The following is an 18249-nucleotide window of genomic DNA, read 5'->3' on the forward strand; positions in this document are numbered from 1 at the left end:
CGGTGGCGGCGGGGAAAATCCGGGCGGGCATCGGCGGCTGGACCTTCGAGCCCTGGCGCGGGACCTTCTATCCGAAGGGCCTGAAACAGGCCGACGAGCTCGCCTATGCCGCCTCTCACCTGACCGCCATCGAGATCAACGGCACCTACTATTCGACCTTCAAGCCGGACAGCTGGGCCAAATGGCGCGCCTCGACCCCCGAGGGCTTCAAGTTCGCGGTGAAGGCCTCGCGCTTCTGCACCAACCGCAAGGTGTTGGCCGAGATCGGCGAGTCCATGGAGAAGTTCCTGCACCAGGGGATCTCCGAGCTGGGCGACCGGCTGGGCCCGATCCTGTGGCAATTCATGGGGACCAAACGGTTCGAGGCCGCCGACTTCGAGGGCTTCCTGAAGCTGCTGCCCGCCACCCTCGACGGCCTGCCGCTCACCCATGTGGTCGAGCCGCGCCACGCCAGCTTCCAGACGCCGGAGTTCATCGCGCTGGCCCGCAAATACGGCGTCACGGTCTGCCTGGCCGACCACGGATCCTATCCGCTGATCGCCGACGTGACCGGGCCCCTGGTCTACGCCCGCCTGCAGACCGGCTCCGACGACATCGAGACGGCCTATCCGCCGGCCGACCTCGACCTCTGGGCCGGCCGCTTCAAGGCCTACGCGCAGGGCGGCCGTCCCGCTGACCTGCCCGCCATCGCCCCCGACGAGGCCGCCAAGGTCCCCCGCGACGTCTACGCCTTCGTCATCCACGAGGGAAAGGTCCGCGCCCCCGCCGCCGCCCTGGCCCTGATCGCGCGCGCCGGCTGAAGGCCCTTGACCGACCCGGCGTCAGAGTCGCCGACTGGCTCTTGACCTGAGGGAGGACGCGACGTGGCCGAGCTTTCGATGAGCGACCTGATGTTCCGCGAGGGCCTGATGAAGGGCCAGCGGATCCTGATCACCGGCGGCGGCACCGGCCTGGGCAAGGTGATGGCCGAGGCCTGCCTGATGCTGGGCGCGGAGGTCTATATCTGCGGCCGCCGCGGCGGGGTGGTCGAGGAGACCGCCAAGCAGCTCACAGACGCCCACGGCGGCAAATGCACGGGCCTCGCCTGCGACATCCGCGTGCCGGAGGCCATCCACGACATGCTCGACCAGGTCTGGGCCGACGGCCCGCTCACCGGCCTGGTGAACAACGCCGCCGGCAACTTCATCAGCCGCACCGAGGACCTCTCCCCCAGAGGCTTCGACGCCATCGCCAACATCGTCTTCCGCGGCTCCTTCTTCGTCACGCTCGACTGCGGCAAGCGCTGGCTGGCCGATGGGAACCACGCCTCGGTGGTCTCGATCCTCACCACCTGGGTCTGGCATGGCGGGCCCTTCACCGTGCCCTCGGCCATGTCCAAGGCGGGCCTCAACGTCATGACCCAGTCGCTGGCCGTCGAATGGGGCAATCGCGGCATCCGGCTCAACGCCATCGCCCCCGGTCCCTTCCCCACCGAAGGCGCCTGGGCCCGTCTGTCGCCCGGCCAGTCCACGGAGCAGGCCAAGGCCGACCCGACCATCCCGCTGAACCGCACCGGCGAGATGCGCGAGCTCGCCAACCTCGCCGTCTATCTGCTCGATCCCGGCTCGTCCTACGTCAACGGCCAGACCATCGCCATCGACGGCGGCGGCCACCTGGCGGGCCGCGGCCGCGCCGACCTCGCCAGCTGGGGCGACGCCGAGTGGGAGCAGGCCCGCAACGCCATCCGCGGCGCCAACGAAAAGGATCGCGCGCAAAGGACGGTGTGACTTCCTTTCCCGCGAAGCGGGAGAGGGGGACCGTCGGCCGAGCGCAGCGAAGAGCCGATGGTGGAGAGGGCGAGCCAAGCCCACTGCAGAACCCTCGCCCTTCCCACCACCCGCTCTACCGCCCGCCTGCGCGGGCGTCGGCGTGCGGTCCCCCCTTCCCGTGAACGGGAAGGGCAGGCTAGAATGACGCGCGTCACTTTTTGAGTCTCCAGAACCCAATGTCCCAGGTCGCCTATCTCCCGGTCGGCAAGCGCGAGCAGACCAAGGTCCAGAACCGCCAGGCGATCCTCGACGCCGCCCGCGCGGTGTTCGGGGAGCTGGGCTACGAGACCGCCACCGTGCGCGACATCATCCGCCGCACGGGCCTGGCGGCCGGCACCTTCTACAACTACTACCGGTCGAAAGAGGAGGTGTTCGCCGCCCTCGCCGACGACGGCGCGCGGCGCTTCGCCCCCATCCTCAAGGCCATCCGCGCCCAGTCCTCCGGGGACTTCGAGGTCTTCGTCCGCCGCGCGCTGCAGGCCTATTTCGACTTCATCGCCGACGAGCACCAGAGCTGGACCGCGCGTCGGCCGCCCAACGAGCCGCACGTCCACATCCAGGGCGAGACGCCGGAGACCACGGCGGTCTTCAACGAGGTGCGCGACGCCATGGAACAGGCCATCGCCGGCCGCGGGGGCCACCTCTCGGACCCGGTGTTCATGGCCGCCTCCTGCATCGCCGTGGCCCGCGAGGTGGGCGACCGGATGCTGGAGCGCCGCCCCATCGACACCAAGGCCGCCGCGGAATTCGCCACCGCCATGATCCTCAACGGCCTCAAGGGCCTTCCCAAGGCGCCGGCTTGATGCCGCCCAGCGCCTCGACGCAGCGGTTCATCGCCCACAAGCTCCTCAGCCTGCCCGCGCCGATCCTGCGCCTGATGTCCGGCGGGGGCGTGGTCTACCAGGGCGGACGCACGCTCGACCCGCGCATCCAGTTCCTGGCCGCCCAGGCCCGTAACGCCCCGCCGATGCAGGTGCTCACCCCGCCCGACGCGCGGGCCGCCAGCGCCGGCGGCATCGCGCTCGTCACCGGCGATCCCGAGCCCGGCGTGCGCGTCGAGAGCCTGACGATCGAGGGCCCGGCCGGCGCCATTCCGGCCCGCGCCTATCGTCCCGAGGCCCAGGCGCCCGACGCTCCGCTGCTGGTCTATGCCCACATGGGCGGCGGCGTGATCGGCGACCTCGACACCTGCCATACCTTCTGCACCATCCTGGCCAAGGTCGCCCGCGCGCCGGTCATCTCCGTCGACTACCGCCTGGCGCCCGAGCATCGCTTCCCGACGGGGCTCGAGGACATGCTCGCCGCCGTCCGCTGGGGCCGCGACAACGCCGATCGGTTCGGTGCGCCCAAGGGCGCCGTGGCCGTCGGCGGCGATTCCATGGGCGGCGGCTTCGCGGCCACCGTCTGCCAGGCGCTGCGCAAGGCCAAGGAGCCGCAACCCGCCCTGCAGCTGCTGATCTATCCCTGGGTCGACGTGGCCTGCGAGAGCGCGTCCATGACCATCTATGGCGAGAGCTATCCCCTGACCCGCGCCTTGCTGGACTGGTTCGCCGCCCACTACATGGGCGCCGCCGACCATCCCTCCGATCCGCGCCTCTCCCCGCTCGCCGAGCCCGACCTTGCGGGCCTCGCGCCCGCCGTCGTGGTCACCGCCGGCTTCGACCCCCTGGTCGACCAGGGTGAGGCCTATGCCCGCAAGCTCAAGGCCGCCGGCGTCCCCGTCGCCTACCGCTGCTACGACAGCCTGAGCCACGGCTTCACGGCCTTCACCGGAGCCGTGCCCTGCGCCGACGTCGCCTGCCGCGAGATCGCCGGCCTGGTCCGCGAGGGCTTCGAAGGCCGGATCGCCTGATGCGCGCCCTCGTCGTGGAGCGGCTGGCGGCCGATTACGCCGGCTGCATCGTCAAGGATATCCCCGTCCCGGAGCCAGGCCCCGGCGAGGTGCGCATCAAGGTCCGTGCGGCGGCCGTCAACTTCCCCGACCTGATGCAGACCCGCGGCGAGCACCAGCACAAGCCAACCGTACCCTTCGTCCCCGGCATGGAGCTGGCCGGCGAGGTCGACGCCCTGGGCGAGGGCGTCACGGCCTTCCGCATCGGCGATCCGGTGGCCGGCGGCGGCCGCGGCGGCGTCGCCGAATATGTCGTGCTGCCGGCCCAGGGCCTGCGCCGCAAGCCCGAGACGCTCTCCTTCGCCCAGGCCGCCGGCTATTCCGTCGCCTACCTCACCGCCTATGTCGGCCTGGTCCGCTGCGCCCAGACGCAAGCTGGCGAGTGGGTGCTGGTGCATGGGGCGGCGGGCGGCGTGGGCCTGGCCGCCGTCGACCTCGCCCGCCTCCTGGGCGCCAAGGTGATCGCGGCCTCGGCCTCAGACGCCAAGCTGGCGGTGCTGGAAGCCGAATACGCCCCGGACGCCACGGTCAACGTCACCGGCGGCTTCCGCGAGCGGGTCAAGGAGATCACCGGCGGCAAGGGCGCCGACGTCATCTATGACCCGGTCGGCGGCGACGTCTTCGACGAGAGCCTGCGTTGCATCGCCTTCGGCGGCCGCATCCTCTCCATCGGCTTCACCTCCGGCCGCCTGCCGGTGCTGCCGGTCAACATCGCCCTCATCAAGGGCTTCTCGGTGATCGGCGTCCGGGCCGGCGAATACGGCCGCCAGTTCCCCGCCAAGGGCCGCGAGAACCACGAGGCGATCTGGAAGCTCGCCGAGGACGGCCTGGTGAAGCCCCGCGTCGACAAGGAATATCCGCTCGACCAGTGGCGCGAAGCCTTCGACTCCCTGGCGGCCCGCAAGGTCATCGGCAAGACCATCATCCGACCGGATTTGTGACCGCCCAAATTCCGCTCATCCCGGCGAAGGCCGGGACCCAGATCGGAAATCTATGGATAGGTTGGAACAACGCGGCTTTTCTCGAACCCACATCTGAGCCATTCCATCTGGATCCCGGCCTTCGCCGGGACGAGCAGGTGAAGCATGACCATCGGCAGCGAAGACGACCTGGAAAAGCTCAAGATCGCCGGCCGTATCGTCGCGCGCACGCTCGCCGCCATGGGCGCGGCGCTGGAGCCCGGGATCACCACGAAGGAGCTCGACGACCTCGGCCGCGCGATGCTGGCGCGCGAGGGCGCGCGCTCGGCGCCGGAGCTCACCTACGGCTTCCCGGGCGCCACCTGCATCTCCATCGGCCCCGACGTCGCCCACGGCATCCCCGACGACCGCCGCGTGGCCGCCGGCGACCTGATCAACATCGATGTCTCGGCCGAGGTGGACGGCTATTTCGCCGACACCGGCGCCAGCTTCCAGGTCCCGCCGCACGACCCGAGCACCCAGCGCCTGTGCCGCGACGGCCGCCGCGCGCTGTGGACCGGCATCCGCGCCGTGAAGGCCGGCGGCAAGCTGAACGAGATCGGGCGCGCCATCGAGGCCTTCGCCGACAAGAACGGCTACAGCCTGATCCGGAACCTCGCCAGCCACGGGGTCGGCGGCGCCCTGCACGAGGAGCCCAAGGAGATCGCCACCTGGCATGACGCCTCCGACCGCCGGGTCATCGCCGAGGGTCTGGTGTTCACCATCGAGCCCTTCCTGTCGCGGGGCGGCGACTGGGTCGAGGAGACCGGCGACGGCTGGACGCTGCGCCCCACCGGCCGCCAGCCCACCGTCCAGTACGAACACACCCTCGTCGCCACCCGCCGCGGGCCGGTGGTGCTGACCCTGGCCTAGAGCCCGTACGGCTTGTACGGCCCGGCGATCAGCTGTTCGAACACCCCGATCCCGCGCCGTTCCGGCTCGCCCGGCGCGGTGAGCGTCGCGTGGCTGATCGCCTGGATGTGCCAGTTCTCCGGCGCCGCCATGTCGACGCTCGCCAGGTCGATGTCCTCGCGGCCCACGGCGAGCTCGCCCTTCAGCGCCCCGTGGCGCCACTCCCCGCCATAGCCGATGCCGCGCATCAGGAACGGATAGCCCATGGGCTCCAGCCGGACCTCCGCCTCGCCGCCCTCGACCGGGATCCGCAAGGTCCCGCGCTCGGCGTGCCGCGTGCCTTGGCGGAGCGTCACGTCTTCCATTCGCGGCCTGTCCGAATGGACGCCGCCCTCGGCCTTGGCCCCGTCCGGCAGGATCACCGCGCGGGTGTTCCAGGCCTTCCCGTCCGGGTCGGCGTTCACGTGGAAGAAGACGCTGCGGTCGTCGAAATTGATCGGCGTCCACTGCCAGAAGAAGCCGGCCAGCCCGCCGCCCGGCGTCGGCTGCGCGTCGGGCGCCCCCACCGGCCGGATGCCCCAGGAGCGGTCGCGCGTGCCGGTCCAGCCGGCCCCCACCGGGCTGCGCTCGCCATCCACCTCGATCCAGCCGGAAACCCGCACGTTCTGGGTCAGGCGGGTGTAGTCCATGAACATCCGGGGGCCGTTGCGCCGCGTGAAGCGCGGCTCCTCGATGGGGAAGGCGCGGCCTTCGAAGGTGAGCTCGCAGGCCAGGCCCTCGGCGCGCGCCAGGATCACCTTCAGTTTCTGCAGCGGCTCGATCACCTCGATCCTCACCGGCCCGACGCTGAGCTCCATCCGCTCCATGCCGAGCACGCGCGAAGCGTGCAGGCAGCGCTGGACGTTGCCGCGGATGATCGAGACGTGGGCGTCGGCGACGTTCAGCGCCGGATAGACCCCGAAGGCCACCGCCACGAACTCCGACCCGTCCGGCGAATAGCCGTTGAAGAAATAGCGGTCGTAGAAATTCCGGTCGCTGCCGGCATAGGCGATCGGCTCCGGCGTCTGGTGGATCGGATAGTCGTCACCGCGGGTGAGCATGGCCGTTTCCCCCTGTTGCTTGACGCGCCGTCAGTCTTGCGGGCCGGCCGGCCCGGGTATCAACTCGCCGGCAGCATAAGAAGAAAAGGGAGGCGTCGTCTCCGGTGACCGCGCGTCACCCGGTTGGCGCAAGGATCATGAGCGTCGCAGAAACCCTCGACCACCGCATCCCCGCCGACCGCGCGATGAGCCTGCTCACGCCCAGCGCCTACGCCGACGGGACCATCCACGAGACCTACAGGTGGCTGCGCAAGCATGAGCCGCTGGGCGTCGCCGAGGTCGAGGGCGTCGACCCGTTCTGGGTGGTCACCCGCCATGCGGACATCCTGGAGATCAGCCGCCAGAACGACCTGTTCCACAATGGCGACCGCGCGCCGATCATCACCAGCCAGGCCGCCGACAGGAAGGTGCGCGAGATGATGGGCGGCAGCCCGCACCTGCTGCGCACCCTCATCCACATGGATGCGCCGGACCACATGAAATACCGGGTGCTGACCCAGGCCTGGTTTCTGCCGCAGAACCTGCGCAGCCTGGAGGACCGCATCCGGGCCATCGCCAAGACCGCCGTGGCCAAGATGGCCGCCACCGGCGGCCGCTGCGACTTCGTCCGCGACGTGGCCCTGCACTATCCGCTGCACGTGATCATGACGATCCTCGGTGTGCCCGAGGAAGACGAGCCACGAATGCTGAAGCTCACCCAGGAGATCTTCGGCGCCGCCGACCCGGAGCTCGGCCGCAATGCCAATGCCAACCTCGCCGACCTTCCCGAGGAGGAGGCCCAGCTCGACTTCTCGGTGATCACCGACTTCTTCAACTACTTCCGGGCGTTGTCGGAGCGGAAGCGGGCCGGTCCATCGGACGACCTGGCAAGCCTGATCGCCAATGCCCAGGTCGACGGAGCGCCGCTCTCCGACCTGGAAGCGATGAGCTACTACATCATCGTCGCCACCGCCGGGCACGACACCACCTCCTCGTCGACCGCCACGGCGCTCTGGGCGCTGGCCGAGAACCCCGGCGAGCTCGCCAAGGTCAAGGCCGATCCCTCGCTGATCCCCAGCCTGGTCGACGAGTCGATCCGCTGGGCGACGCCGGTGAAGACCTTCATGCGCACCGCCACCGCCGACGTCGAATTCGCGGGCCGCGACATCAAGAAGGGCGACTGGCTGATGCTCTGCTACGCCTCGGGCAATCGCGACGAGGCGGTGTTCGACGAGCCGGACAGGTTCCGCGTCGATCGCCGCCCCAACAAGCACCTGGCCTTCGGCTACGGCGCCCACCTGTGCCTGGGCCAGCACCTGGCCAAGATGGAGATGCGCATCCTGTGGGAGGAGCTGATCCCCCACCTCTCGAAGCTGCAGCTGGCCGGTGAGCCCGCCATGAGCGAAGCGGTCTTCGTCAACGGCCCCAAGCGCCTGCCCGTCGCCTTCGAGATGGCGTGACCTTGACGAGCCAGCCAATGCGAGGCCCCTCCCCCTTGCGGGGAGGGGTTGGGGTGGGGGTGTCGGCGCGGAGTCGCCGAAGGATCGCCGCTCGAGGGCGAAATGTCCTAGGCCTCGCAAGCACCCGCACCCCCCGCCCCCTCCCCGCAAGGGGGAGGGGAGGATGACGCACCCGCTCGCCCCCCGCGTGGCCGCTTATCTCGCGACCCGTATGCCGGCCGCCTCGGACGTGAGCGTCGAGGCCATGGAACGCATCTCCGGCGGCGCATCGCGCGAGACCTATCGCTTCGTGGCCCGCTGGCGCGAGGACGGCCAACCGCAGAAGCGCCGCATGATCCTGCGGCGCGATCCACCGGCCTCGCTGATCGACACCGAGCGGCGCATCGAGTTCGAGGCCTACCGCGCCTTCGCCGGCTCCGCCGTCCCGGTGCCGGAGATGCTGTTCCTCGAGGAGGGCGACGGGCCCCTCGACCACCCGTTCTTCATCGCCGCCGAGATCGCCGGCTTCCAGGCTTCGCCGCAGGTGCTGTTCGCCGGCGCCTACGACGCCGTCCTGCCCCAGCTGGCGATGCGCAAGTGGACCATCCTGGGCGAGATCGCCAAGGCCGACCCGGCCGCGCTCGGCCTGACCGGGGTGATGGAGGTTCCGGCCCTCGACGCCTGCTGGACCCGGGAACTCGACTATTGGGAAGCCGTCTTCGACGGCGACGAGGCCGAACCGCTGCCGATCGCCCGGGCCGCCATCCGCTGGCTGCGCGCCCATCCGCCACCGCGCGCCCAGAAGCTCGCCGTGGTGCACGGCGACTACCGCACCGGCAACTTCCTCTACGACGCGGCGGGCGAGATCCACGGCGTGCTGGACTGGGAGATGGCGCACCTGGGCGATCCGCTGGAGGACCTCGCCTGGGGCTTCAATCCGGTCTGGCAGTTCGGTCGCGGCCTGGCCGGCGGCCTGCTGCCGCAAGCCGACGCCGTCGCCATCTGGGAGCGCGCCAGCGGCCTCACCGTCGACCCCGCCGCCCTGCACTGGTGGACGCTGTTCAACTGCGTGAAGGGCCAGGCGATCTGGGTGGGCTCGGCCGCCGCCTTCATCAAGGGCGGCAACCGCGAGCCGATCATGATCTATCCGGCCTGGTGGCTGCTCAACGCCCAGGACCGCGCGATCCTCAAGGTGATGGGCAGGCTATGACCCCCGAAGTCCCCGCCGTCCTCGCCCAGCTCGCCCAGGTCGCGGCCCGCAACGCCGCCCCGGGCGTCCCCGACGCCGAGCGCGCCAGCGACCTTGCGATCACCGCCATGCTGCTGACGCTGGCCGCCGAGGTCTGGGACGGCGCCGCAGCCCGTCTGGTGGAGGAGAACCGCGCGCTGCGCGCCCTGTTAGGCCAGGCCGGCGGCGACGACGACCTGCGCCTCTCGGCCCTCACGGCCGAGAACCACGGGCTCCGCGCGAAGCTGATCGAGGCCCACATCGCCGCCGAACAATCCGACGACGCGGCCCGCCAAGACCTCATCTGGGCCGAACTCCTGGCCTCGACCGAACGCCGCAAGCTCTCGGTGTCCCTGGTATGAACCGGCGCCTTGAAAGCCGGCGCGGCCTGCGCCCTACTCGCGCCTATCAAGTTGGGGACCACCAATGCCGTTGATCGATCGCCGACGCCTGATGCTCACCGCCGCCGCGGTGGGCCTGGCGCCTCTCGCGGCCCGCGCCGCGGTCAGCGCCCCGCCGGCGCCGGTCGCCCGCGTGGCCGTGGTCAAGGACACCTACTTCGGCGAAACGCTCAGCGATCCCTACCGCTGGATGGAGAACGACAAGGATCCCGACTGGCTGCCCTTCCTGAGGGCCCAAAACGCCCATGCGAGGGCCTACCTCGACGCCATCCCGGGCCGCGACCGGCTGCTCAGCCGCATCCAGCAGCTCTCCGGCGACACCGCGCTCACCAGCAAGGTGCAGCGGGCCGGCGGACGGCTGTTCTTCCAGCAGCGGCCGGCGGGCGCCGACAACTACAAGCTGTTCGTCCGCGAAGGCGGCCACGACCGCGTGCTGGTCGATCCGACGACGCTTTCGGCCGGCGGCGGGCACATCTCGCTGGACTGGTGGGAAGCCTCGCCGGACGGCGCCCACGTGGTCTATGGCCTGTCACCCAACGGGTCGGAGGACTCGGTCGCCCACATCATGGTCGTCGCCGACGGCCACGACCTCGCCGAGACGATCGCCAACACCGAGGGCGCCCAGCCCAGCTGGCTCGATGACGGCACGGGATTCTTCTACAACCAGCTCACCGGCAAGGTGGCCACCCCCGAGCGCTACCTGGACAGCCAGGCGCGCTTCCATCGGCTGGGGACCGATCCGGCCAGCGATCCGATCCTGATGAAGCGCGGCCTCGATCCGGCGGTCGCCTACGACAAGATCCAGGGCCCGACCATCTTCACCTTCGAAGGCTCGCCCTTCGCCGTGCTGACGCTGACGGACGTGCGGCGGGAGTTCCGCGCGCTGATCGCGCCGCTGCGCGAGGTGCTGGGCGGCCACGCCCGTTGGACCCAGGTCGCCGGTTTCGACGACGAGGTCACCGACGTGGTGATCGACGGCGACCAGCTCTACCTCCTGGCCAACAGGGGGACGCCGCGCGGCCGCATCGTCCGCACCGCCGCGGCCCAGCCGTCGCTGGCGTCGGCCACTCTCGTCGTGCCGCAGGGTCCGCAGGTGATCCAGAGCCTCGGGCGAGCGCGCGACGGCTTCTACCTGAACATCATGGATGGCGGCGTCAGCCGCCTGCGCCGCCTGACCCGCGACGGCCACGTCAGCGAGATCGCCCTGCCCTTCGACGGGACCATCGGGGCGGTGTTCACCACGCCGTCGGAGGACGGCGCGCTCATGACCTACACCGGCTGGCTGACGCCAGCGGGCATCTGGTCGGCCAACCCCGCCGGCCAAGTGGCCGACACCGGCCTCACGCCCCGGCCCGCCATCGACACCAGCCCCTACGAGACCGTCCGCGGCTTCGCGGTGGCCAAGGACGGCGTGCGCATCCCCTACACGCTGATCTACCGCAAGGGCCTGAAGCGCGACGGCAAGACGCCGGCCTGGATCTCGGCCTACGGCTCCTATGGCTCGAGCGCCTACACGCCGGCCTTCGCCGGCAAGACGCTCGCCTTGATCGATGCCGGCTTCATCGTCGGCTACGCCAATGTGCGCGGCGGCGGCGAGTATGGGCGCGAGTGGCACAAGGCCGGCCAGCTGATGAACAAGCCCAACACCTGGCGCGACCTGATCGCGGTCTGCGAGCACATCTGCCACGAGGGCTATACGGCCCCGGCCCGCCTGGCCATCGGTGGCCGCTCGGCCGGCGGCATCACCGTCGGCCGCGCCCTGACCGAGCGGCCGGACCTGTTCGCCGCGGTGATCGACGGCGTCGGCTGGTCGAACCCGCTGCGCTACGTGGCCGAGCAGGACGGCTATGGCGAGGAGCCGGAGTGGGGCGCCATTGCCGAGAAGTCGGGCTTCGAGGCCTTGAAGCTCATCGACTCATACCAGGCCGTGAAGGACGGGACGCCCTACCCCGCGGTGCTGCTGACCACCGGCGTCACCGACCCGCGCGTCGCGCCCTTCCACGTGGGCAAGATGACCGCCCGGCTGCAGAGAGCGACCTCGTCGGGCAAGCCGATCCTGCTGCGCGTCGACTTCGACGCCGGCCACGGGATCGGCTCGACGCGGGGCCAGCAAGACCGCGAGGCGGTGGACACCTACGCCTTCCTGCTCTGGCGGACCGGGGTGGCGGGCTACCAGCCGGTGTGAGGATCCCATGCGGCGGCTGACGCTCATTGCGGTGGCGCTGTCCCTGGCTGCAGGCTCGGCCGCGGCGGGCGCCTACCGCGCGCCCCGCGCCGCCGACGGCCACCCCGACCTGCAGGGCGACTGGACCAACGCCTCGCTCACCCACCTGCAGCGCCCGACCGCGCTGAAGAGCCTGACCCTGACGGACGCGGAGGCCACGGCCTGGGAAAAGGGCGGCGGCGTCCAGGACCGACCCGACGAGGTCGGCCAGGCGACCAGCGAGTGGATCGATCCGCACGACCGGCTGGCGCGTATCGACGGCAAGGCCCGCTCCGGCTGGATCGTCGATCCCGCGGACGGGCGGCTGCCCTACACGCCGGCCGGACGCCAGCGCCTCGTCGACGCCCAGGCCTCGGCGCTCAAGGATTTCGACGGGCCGGAGGCGCGGCCGGCGTCCGAGCGCTGCCTGATCGGGCCGAGCGGCATGGCCGGGCCGCCGATGCTCAACAGCGTCTATGAGGCCAATTACCAGATCGTGCAGACCGCCCAGACGGTGGTGATCGTGGCGGAACTGAACCACGAGGCGCGCATCATCCGCATCGGCGACGCCCGCCATCCGCCGGTCGACCTGCGCCTGTGGGCCGGCGATTCCATCGGGCGATGGGAGGGCGACACCCTGGTGATCGAGACGCAGGGCTTCCATCCGCTCGCCTCCTGGCGCGGCCCGGCCCAGCTCTACCTGTCGCCGCAGGCGAAGGTCACCGAGCGGCTGACCCGAACCTCGGCGGCGGAGATCCGCTACCTGTTCACCGTCGAGGATCCGCAGGTCTACAGCCGGCCCTGGACCGGCGAGATGGTGTTCCGGCCGGGCGGCCGGCAGATCGAGTTCGCCTGCCACGAGGGCAACTACGCGCTGCCCGGCATCCTGGCCGGCGCCCGGCGGCAGGAAGCTGCGAAGTAGCTCCGGCGCTACTCGCCCGGGCGGTAGCTCCGCTCGGTATGGCCGGCGAGCTGCTCGGGCCAGAAATAGACCTCGCGCAGGTCGCCGCTGGCGTAGCGCGCGGCCTCGTCGGCGAAGTGGGGATTGTCTGGCTGCCCGCTCTCGCCGCCGGCGGTGACGGCGTAGGCGCGGACCTTTGGGCCGAACTCCACGACCGCCACGAAGCTGTTGCCCTTGTAGCCGTAGTACCGCTTCGTCCCGGGGTAGCGGCTGGCGCCGAAGGCGGCGAGCGAGCCCCACTGCGACGAGGTGAAGGCCACCGGGATCGAGGGTTTGGCGTCGTCGTGGTGCGGGGTGATGGAATCGTCGATCCGCTGGAAGCGGTTGATCTCGCCCCAGGGCGTGCGCCACGAGCCGAAGTCGGCGCTCAGCCGGTCCGACACCTCGGCCAGGGCTTGCAGCTTGTCATGGCCCGGGACGCCGTTGGCGACCGCCTCGAAGGTGTCCAGCCGCGCCGCCCGTGAGGTCGGAATCCCCTTCCAGAGCTGATCGCCCCAAAGGACCGCGAGCGAGGTCGCCACCGAGTCCGTCGCCCACCGCTCGTCCCAGCCGCGCAGCACCGCGACCTGCCCGGCGAGTTTGGCCTTCAGGGGATCGGAGGCGGGCGTCGCGTCGTAGGCCGCCAGAAGGCTCGGGATCAGTTTGGCGAAACCCGGCAGCCAGGGATCGTAGGCGGTCCGCATCAGGCTCTTCAGCGTGAAATCCTTGCGCCCGGTCAGCACCGCGATGTCGTGGAGACCGCGCGTGTTCTCGCCGGCCTGATCCATGTAGCGCGGGAAGTCGGCCTTGCGTGGACTGGCCTCGGGTCCCGCGGCGTTCCACGGCTCATCGTTGCTGTTGAAGACGAAGCCGCTCGGCGGGTTCAGCAGGTGCGGCGCCTCAGCCAGCGGGGTCGGACCCTGCCAGTCTGTCGCCCGGTCGGAGCCGTCCACCGGCCGGGTGTAGTCGAAGCGGTTGTCGCGCCGCGGGATGAACTGCGGATGCAGATAGGCGATCTCGCCCTTGTCGTCGGCGAACAGGGTGTTGTTCGACGAATTGGCCTTCAGCTCGGCGACCTTCATGAAGCTCGCGTAGTCGGCCGCCTTGGTGCGCAGGAACGACTGCTCGAGCGCGGGCGCCGGCTTGTGCATCAGGGCGATGGCGATCCACCTGTCGCCGTCGGCGCGGACGATCGGGCCGTGGTGGGTGCGATAGATGGTGAAGCGCCGGCTGGCCATGGCGCCATCGGCGGCGCGGTATCGCACCACGACCTCCGATACCGTCACCGGCTTCAGCGCCGCGCCGTAGCGGTAGAACAGCTTGCCGTCCTTGCGCACGATGGTCTCGGCGAACTCGTCGACCACGTCGGCGCCGGTGGAGGTGTGCATCCACCCGGCGTGACGGTTGAAGCCCTGGTAGATGAAGAACTGGCCCCAGGTGACGGCGCCATAGGCGTCCAGTCCCTCGTCGCTGGCCATCTGCAGCTCGGAGCGGAAGAAGAACGAGGTGTGCGGATTGATCAGCAGCAGGGCGTGGCCGTCCTTGGTGTTCGAGGGCGCGATCGCAAAGCCATTGGAGCCGCCGGCTTCCAGCGTCCGATCGTCGAAGCGCGGCGCCGCGGCGAGCGCCGCCACAGCCTGGCCGCCGTAGAAGGCCTGCAACGACTTGAGGTCGGCGCGTTCGATGTCCGGTCCGATGCTGCCCTCGGTGAAGGAAAGCGCCATCCAGGGTTCGAAGTGGGTAATGACCTTCGGCTTCACCGCCGGATGGTCGGCCAGGTAGAAATTGAGCCCGTCGGCCCAGCCTTGCATCAGCGACTTCAGCCAGGTGGGGCTCTTGGCATAGTCGGTCTTCAGCTCGACCGGATCGACGATCAGCCGTATCCGCAGGTCCTGCCAGATGGCCGACTGGCCCTGCTCTTCCGCCGAGCGGCCGAGGGCCGTGATGTAGTTCTCCTCGACGCGGTTGAAGTCATCCTCGGCCTGGGCATAGGCCATGCCGAACACCGCCTGGCGATCGGTATGGCCGTGCACGTGGGCGATACCCCAGTCGTCGCGCACGATCCGCACCTGCGCCGCTTCGGCCCGCTGCCGCGCCAGCTCGCCGGGCGCGGCCAGGACCGAGCCCGCAAGCGTCGCCAACACAACGCCGAGAAGGAATGCGCGCACGCCGAGACTCCCGCGAGGACGAAGGGTCGTCTAGCGCTATCGCCCCAGCAGCTCCAGGGTCCGCGGATCGGGCTGGCCGCCAAAGTAGCGGTCGAGCGCGGCGCGGAAGACCGACTCCCGAGGCCCGACTTCCGCGAACAGGGTCATGGACGAGCGGAACTTGAGGTCGTCCGGCGAGCCGAAGATCTCGTGCGCCGTGCGGCCGGCGACGGCGTTCACCGCGGCCGTGGCGTCGCGCAGCCGTGGTCCGAGCACGGGATGGGCCAGATAGGCCCTCGCCTCATCGATGGCCGAGATCGCGTAGAGCTGGGCGGTCGGGCTGAGACCCAGGCCCGCGACCTGCGGGAAGACGAACCACATCCAGTGGCTTTGCTTGCGGCCGCGCTTCAGCTCCGCCAGCGCCGTCGCATAGACCGGCGCCTGGGCGTCCACGAAGCGCTGAAGATGGAACGGATCGGCGGCCATTCGGCAAGTCTAGCGCCGGCGCACGCCCGGTAACACGGCGGGATGCGGCACGGCCTCCAGCCAGGTCCGCGTCTCCTCCAGGATGAACCGCTTCTCCTGCGAGAATCGGAAGTTGGCCAGGGCCGCCGGATCCTGTCGCAGCCGCGCGCGGTAGGCCTCGTAGGCCGCCAGGCTGTCGAAGGAGATCAGCGCCAGGCCGACGTTGTTGGCGCCCTCGTGCGGCAGGAAATAGCCCAGCAGGTCGCCGCCGGCGGCGGGGATGATCGGCCCCCAGGCCCTGGCATAGGCCTCGAAGGCGTCGCGCTGATAGGGATCGATGACATAGCGGATGCAGCAGGTGACGGTCATGGGGCGCTCCGGTTCAGTCCTCCGATACGCCAGCGCAGCGCTGGAATGCTTCGAAGCAGATCGAAGCGTCGGCGCGCCAGGTGCGCTAGGCTCGTGTCATGAAGCTCGGACCCGACATCACCCGCATCGCCGCCCTGCTCGGCGAGCCCGCGCGGGCCAACATGCTGACCGCGCTGATGGGCGGCGAGGCGCTGACCGCCGGCGAGCTGGCGCGGGAGGCCGGCGTCACCCCGCAGACCGCCAGCTCGCACCTGGCGAAGCTGGAAGCCGACCGCCTCGTGACGCGCCGCTCCCAGGGGCGGCACAACTATTTCGCGCTCGCCGGGCAGGACGTGGCCGAGTTGCTGGAGCAGCTGAGCGTGCTCGCCGAGCGCTCCGGCCATATGCGCACGCGGCCCGGTCCGCGCGATCCGGCGCTGCGCCGCGCCCGGGTCTGCTACGACCACTTGGCCGGCGCGGCCGGGGTCGCCATGCTCGATGCCCTGCTGGCCGCCGGGCGCATCGCCGATCAGGGCGGCGCGCTCGTGCTGACGGCAGACGGCCACGGCTTCGCCCGTGAGTTCGGCGTCGCCGTCGAGGCGGCGGGCCGCCGGCCGCTCTGCAAGGCCTGCCTGGACTGGAGCGTGCGGCGCAGCCACCTGGGCGGCGCGCTCGGCGCGGCGCTCTTGGCGCGCATCTACGACCTCGGCTGGGCGCGGCGCAGTCCGGGCACGCGCATCGTGCAGTTCAACGCCCCGGGCCAGCGCGCCTTCGAGGCGGCATTCGGGCCGCTTGCCGTCGGCTGACGCCGCGAAAGGGATGACAAGGCCGCGCGGCTCGGCTTTGGTGCGCGCCTTTCCAGCCAAGTCTTTGCACGACTGTCTTTTGGGGATCCTATTGATGCCACCACGGATGTTGCCCGAGCCCACGCCGGAGACCCGGCATTTCTGGGACGGGTGCAGCAAGGGCGAGCTTCGCCTCCAGCGCTGCACCGACTGCGACGGCGAGGCCTACTTCCCGCCGAGACCCTTCTGCCCCAAGTGCGGCAGCCGCAAGGTCGAGGTGTTCAAGGCCTCGGGCAAGGGCGTGCTCTGGTCCTATGTGATCAACCACCGGCCGCGCCCTGACATGGGGACCGAGCCCTACGCCATCGCCGTGGTGAAGCTCGATGAGGGTCCGAAGATGATGACGAACATCGTCGGTTGCCCGCAGACGCCGGAGGCCCTGCCGCTCGACATGGCGGTGAAGGTGAAGTTCGAGAAGCAGTCGGACGACATCAGCTTGCCCTTCTTCGAACCGGCGGGGGCGTGATCCGATGAAGCGCAAATCCGTTGCGGTCGTCGGCGCCGCCGAGACCACCAAGATGGGCAAGATCCCCGACCAGTCGGTGATCGGCCTGCACGCCGATGCGGCGCTCAACGCCATGGCCGATGCGGGCCTCAAGCCCTCGGACATCGACGGCGTGGCCACCGCCGGCATCTCGCCCGTCGAGCTCGCCCACTACCTCGGCATCACGCCGACCTATGCCGATGGCACCAGCGTCGGCGGCTGCTCCTTCATGCTGCACGTGCGCCATGCGGCGGCGGCGATCAACGAGGGCCTGGCCAAGACCATCCTGATCACCCACGGCGAAAGCGGCCGCAGCCGGGTCGGCGCCGGAGGTTTCGGCCGTTCGGCATCCAGCCTGATGGGCCAGTTCGAGATGCCCTACGGCGTGACCAGCCCGCCGACCATGTTCACGATCCCGGTGCTCCGTTACCTGAAGACCTACGGCCTGACGGAGGAGGACCTGGCCTGGGTGGCTGTGATCCAGCGGGAGTGGGCGGCGAAGAACCCGCGGGCCAGCTTCAAGGATCCGATCACCGTCGACGACGTGCTGAACTCGCCGATGATCGCCTGGCCGTTCCGCATGCTGATGTGCTGCCTGGTCACCGACGGCGGCGGGGCGCTGATACTGACCTCGGCCGACCGCGCGAAGGACTTCGCGGCCAAGCCGGTCTACATCCTGGGGACCGGCGAAAGCGTCGAGACCCCGATGGTCAGCCAGATGGAGGACTTCACCTCCTCCAAGGCGTTCCGGGTCTCCGGCAAGAAGGCCTTCGAGGAGGCCGGCATCCAGCATTCTGACGTGGATCACCTGATGATCTACGACGCCTTCGCCCACCTGCCGCTCTACGGCCTCGAGGACCTCGGCTTCTGCAAGCCAGGCGAGGCGGCGGCCTTCATCCGCGGGCGCAATACGGCTCCTCCCTCAAATGGAAAGCCGGGCGGCAAGCTGCCGCTGAACACCAACGGCGGCGGGCTCTCCTACATGCACTCGGGCATGTACGGCATGTACGCCCTGCAGGAGAGCGTGCGGCAGATGCGCGGCACAGCCCCGGCCCAGGTTCCGGGGGCGAAGATCAGCATCGCCCACGGCGTCGGCGGCATGTTCGCCGCCTCGGGGACTATCGTCTTCTCGAACGAGGCGCCCTAGCCGGCGGCGCGGG

The 18249-nt window shown here is 70.2% G+C and carries 18 protein-coding genes; 14 read left to right on the forward strand and 4 right to left on the reverse strand.

What is annotated here, in order from left to right; translation table 11 throughout:
- The first annotated feature begins 2 nt into the window (after window positions 1–2).
- The 6 genes from VGT80_RS15195 (at window position 3) to map (ending at window position 5531) form a co-directional block, all read left to right on the forward strand.
- Complete coding sequence (locus VGT80_RS15195) at window positions 3–800, forward strand: DUF72 domain-containing protein (RefSeq protein ID WP_327457239.1); 798 nt, start codon at window positions 3–5, stop codon at window positions 798–800.
- Between the two features lie 63 nt (window positions 801–863).
- Window positions 864–1766 carry an SDR family oxidoreductase gene (locus tag VGT80_RS15200; RefSeq protein WP_327457241.1) on the forward strand — a complete coding sequence of 301 codons (903 nt, stop codon included), beginning with the start codon at window positions 864–866 and terminating at the stop codon, window positions 1764–1766.
- A 218-nt stretch (window positions 1767–1984) separates the two neighbouring features.
- Window positions 1985–2611, forward strand: coding sequence for a TetR/AcrR family transcriptional regulator (locus tag VGT80_RS15205; RefSeq protein WP_327457243.1), 627 nt, complete (start codon window positions 1985–1987; stop codon window positions 2609–2611).
- Entirely contained in the window at window positions 2611–3660 is a 1050-nt protein-coding gene (locus VGT80_RS15210; RefSeq protein WP_327457245.1) for an alpha/beta hydrolase, read from the forward strand. Before VGT80_RS15205 ends, VGT80_RS15210 begins: the two co-directional genes overlap by 1 nt.
- Window positions 3660–4640 carry an NADPH:quinone oxidoreductase family protein gene (locus VGT80_RS15215; protein ID WP_327457247.1) on the forward strand — a complete coding sequence of 327 codons (981 nt, stop codon included), beginning with the start codon at window positions 3660–3662 and terminating at the stop codon, window positions 4638–4640. The genes VGT80_RS15210 and VGT80_RS15215 overlap by 1 nt, the downstream gene beginning before the upstream one ends.
- Window positions 4641–4784: 144 nt before the next feature.
- Window positions 4785–5531 carry a type I methionyl aminopeptidase gene (map, locus tag VGT80_RS15220; protein ID WP_327457249.1) on the forward strand — a complete coding sequence of 249 codons (747 nt, stop codon included), beginning with the start codon at window positions 4785–4787 and terminating at the stop codon, window positions 5529–5531.
- Here map and VGT80_RS15225 read toward each other — a convergent pair.
- A complete protein-coding gene (locus tag VGT80_RS15225; protein WP_327457251.1) occupies window positions 5528–6610 on the reverse strand; it encodes a hypothetical protein in 1083 nt (360 codons plus the stop codon). The genes map and VGT80_RS15225 overlap by 4 nt on opposite strands.
- A gap of 137 nt (window positions 6611–6747) precedes the next feature.
- Between VGT80_RS15225 and VGT80_RS15230 the strand changes: the two genes are divergently transcribed.
- The 5 genes from VGT80_RS15230 (at window position 6748) to VGT80_RS15250 (ending at window position 12782) form a co-directional block, all read left to right on the forward strand.
- On the forward strand, window positions 6748–8049 hold the full coding sequence (locus VGT80_RS15230) for a cytochrome P450 (protein ID WP_327457253.1): 1302 nt from the start codon (window positions 6748–6750) through the stop codon (window positions 8047–8049).
- A 163-nt stretch (window positions 8050–8212) separates the two neighbouring features.
- On the forward strand, window positions 8213–9238 hold the full coding sequence (locus VGT80_RS15235) for a phosphotransferase family protein (protein WP_327457255.1): 1026 nt from the start codon (window positions 8213–8215) through the stop codon (window positions 9236–9238).
- Window positions 9235–9618 carry a hypothetical protein gene (locus VGT80_RS15240; RefSeq protein ID WP_327457257.1) on the forward strand — a complete coding sequence of 128 codons (384 nt, stop codon included), beginning with the start codon at window positions 9235–9237 and terminating at the stop codon, window positions 9616–9618. Before VGT80_RS15235 ends, VGT80_RS15240 begins: the two co-directional genes overlap by 4 nt.
- Window positions 9619–9682: 64 nt before the next feature.
- On the forward strand, window positions 9683–11842 hold the full coding sequence (locus tag VGT80_RS15245) for a prolyl oligopeptidase family serine peptidase (RefSeq protein WP_327457258.1): 2160 nt from the start codon (window positions 9683–9685) through the stop codon (window positions 11840–11842).
- A 7-nt stretch (window positions 11843–11849) separates the two neighbouring features.
- Entirely contained in the window at window positions 11850–12782 is a 933-nt protein-coding gene (locus VGT80_RS15250) for a hypothetical protein (protein WP_327457259.1), read from the forward strand.
- 8 nt (window positions 12783–12790) lie between these two features.
- On the opposite strand, the gene VGT80_RS15255 is transcribed toward VGT80_RS15250, so the two are convergent.
- Genes VGT80_RS15255 through VGT80_RS15265 form a run of 3 tightly spaced genes read right to left on the reverse strand, consistent with a single transcriptional unit; the run spans window position 12791 to window position 15781 of the window.
- Entirely contained in the window at window positions 12791–14968 is a 2178-nt protein-coding gene (locus VGT80_RS15255) for a penicillin acylase family protein (RefSeq protein WP_327457261.1), read from the reverse strand.
- A 36-nt stretch (window positions 14969–15004) separates the two neighbouring features.
- Complete coding sequence (locus tag VGT80_RS15260) at window positions 15005–15433, reverse strand: DUF1810 domain-containing protein (protein ID WP_327457263.1); 429 nt, start codon at window positions 15431–15433, stop codon at window positions 15005–15007.
- Window positions 15434–15442: 9 nt separating this feature from the next.
- Complete coding sequence (locus tag VGT80_RS15265) at window positions 15443–15781, reverse strand: NIPSNAP family protein (protein WP_327457265.1); 339 nt, start codon at window positions 15779–15781, stop codon at window positions 15443–15445.
- 98 nt (window positions 15782–15879) lie between these two features.
- Between VGT80_RS15265 and VGT80_RS15270 the strand changes: the two genes are divergently transcribed.
- The 3 genes from VGT80_RS15270 (at window position 15880) to VGT80_RS15280 (ending at window position 18236) form a co-directional block, all read left to right on the forward strand.
- Complete coding sequence (locus VGT80_RS15270) at window positions 15880–16566, forward strand: helix-turn-helix domain-containing protein (RefSeq protein WP_327457267.1); 687 nt, start codon at window positions 15880–15882, stop codon at window positions 16564–16566.
- Between the two features lie 94 nt (window positions 16567–16660).
- The gene (locus VGT80_RS15275; RefSeq protein WP_327457269.1) at window positions 16661–17071 is read left to right on the forward strand and encodes a Zn-ribbon domain-containing OB-fold protein; all 411 of its coding nucleotides are present in this window, start codon (window positions 16661–16663) and stop codon (window positions 17069–17071) included.
- A 4-nt stretch (window positions 17072–17075) separates the two neighbouring features.
- Window positions 17076–18236, forward strand: coding sequence for a thiolase C-terminal domain-containing protein (locus VGT80_RS15280; protein ID WP_327457271.1), 1161 nt, complete (start codon window positions 17076–17078; stop codon window positions 18234–18236).
- Window positions 18237–18249 lie beyond the last annotated feature (13 nt).

Origin of the sequence: Phenylobacterium sp. (assembly GCF_035944335.1) — a bacterium.
Lineage (GTDB): Bacteria > Pseudomonadota > Alphaproteobacteria > Caulobacterales > Caulobacteraceae > Phenylobacterium.

What these genes read in the sequence shown, in the direction of transcription:
- VGT80_RS15205 (WP_327457243.1), top strand. Translation starts at nt 1,985, where the DNA reads ATGTCCCAGGTCGCCTATCTCCCGGTCGGCAAGCGCGAGCAGACCAAG.
- VGT80_RS15210 (WP_327457245.1), top strand. Translation starts at nt 2,611, where the DNA reads ATGCCGCCCAGCGCCTCGACGCAGCGGTTCATCGCCCACAAGCTCCTC.
- VGT80_RS15215 (WP_327457247.1), top strand. Translation starts at nt 3,660, where the DNA reads ATGCGCGCCCTCGTCGTGGAGCGGCTGGCGGCCGATTACGCCGGCTGC.
- map (WP_327457249.1), top strand. Translation starts at nt 4,785, where the DNA reads ATGACCATCGGCAGCGAAGACGACCTGGAAAAGCTCAAGATCGCCGGC.
- VGT80_RS15225 (WP_327457251.1), bottom strand. Translation starts at nt 6,610, where the DNA reads ATGCTCACCCGCGGTGACGACTATCCGATCCACCAGACGCCGGAGCCG.
- VGT80_RS15230 (WP_327457253.1), top strand. Translation starts at nt 6,748, where the DNA reads ATGAGCGTCGCAGAAACCCTCGACCACCGCATCCCCGCCGACCGCGCG.
- VGT80_RS15235 (WP_327457255.1), top strand. Translation starts at nt 8,213, where the DNA reads ATGACGCACCCGCTCGCCCCCCGCGTGGCCGCTTATCTCGCGACCCGT.
- VGT80_RS15240 (WP_327457257.1), top strand. Translation starts at nt 9,235, where the DNA reads ATGACCCCCGAAGTCCCCGCCGTCCTCGCCCAGCTCGCCCAGGTCGCG.
- VGT80_RS15245 (WP_327457258.1), top strand. Translation starts at nt 9,683, where the DNA reads ATGCCGTTGATCGATCGCCGACGCCTGATGCTCACCGCCGCCGCGGTG.
- VGT80_RS15250 (WP_327457259.1), top strand. Translation starts at nt 11,850, where the DNA reads ATGCGGCGGCTGACGCTCATTGCGGTGGCGCTGTCCCTGGCTGCAGGC.
- VGT80_RS15260 (WP_327457263.1), bottom strand. Translation starts at nt 15,433, where the DNA reads ATGGCCGCCGATCCGTTCCATCTTCAGCGCTTCGTGGACGCCCAGGCG.
- VGT80_RS15265 (WP_327457265.1), bottom strand. Translation starts at nt 15,781, where the DNA reads ATGACCGTCACCTGCTGCATCCGCTATGTCATCGATCCCTATCAGCGC.
- VGT80_RS15270 (WP_327457267.1), top strand. Translation starts at nt 15,880, where the DNA reads ATGAAGCTCGGACCCGACATCACCCGCATCGCCGCCCTGCTCGGCGAG.
- VGT80_RS15275 (WP_327457269.1), top strand. Translation starts at nt 16,661, where the DNA reads ATGCCACCACGGATGTTGCCCGAGCCCACGCCGGAGACCCGGCATTTC.
- VGT80_RS15280 (WP_327457271.1), top strand. Translation starts at nt 17,076, where the DNA reads ATGAAGCGCAAATCCGTTGCGGTCGTCGGCGCCGCCGAGACCACCAAG.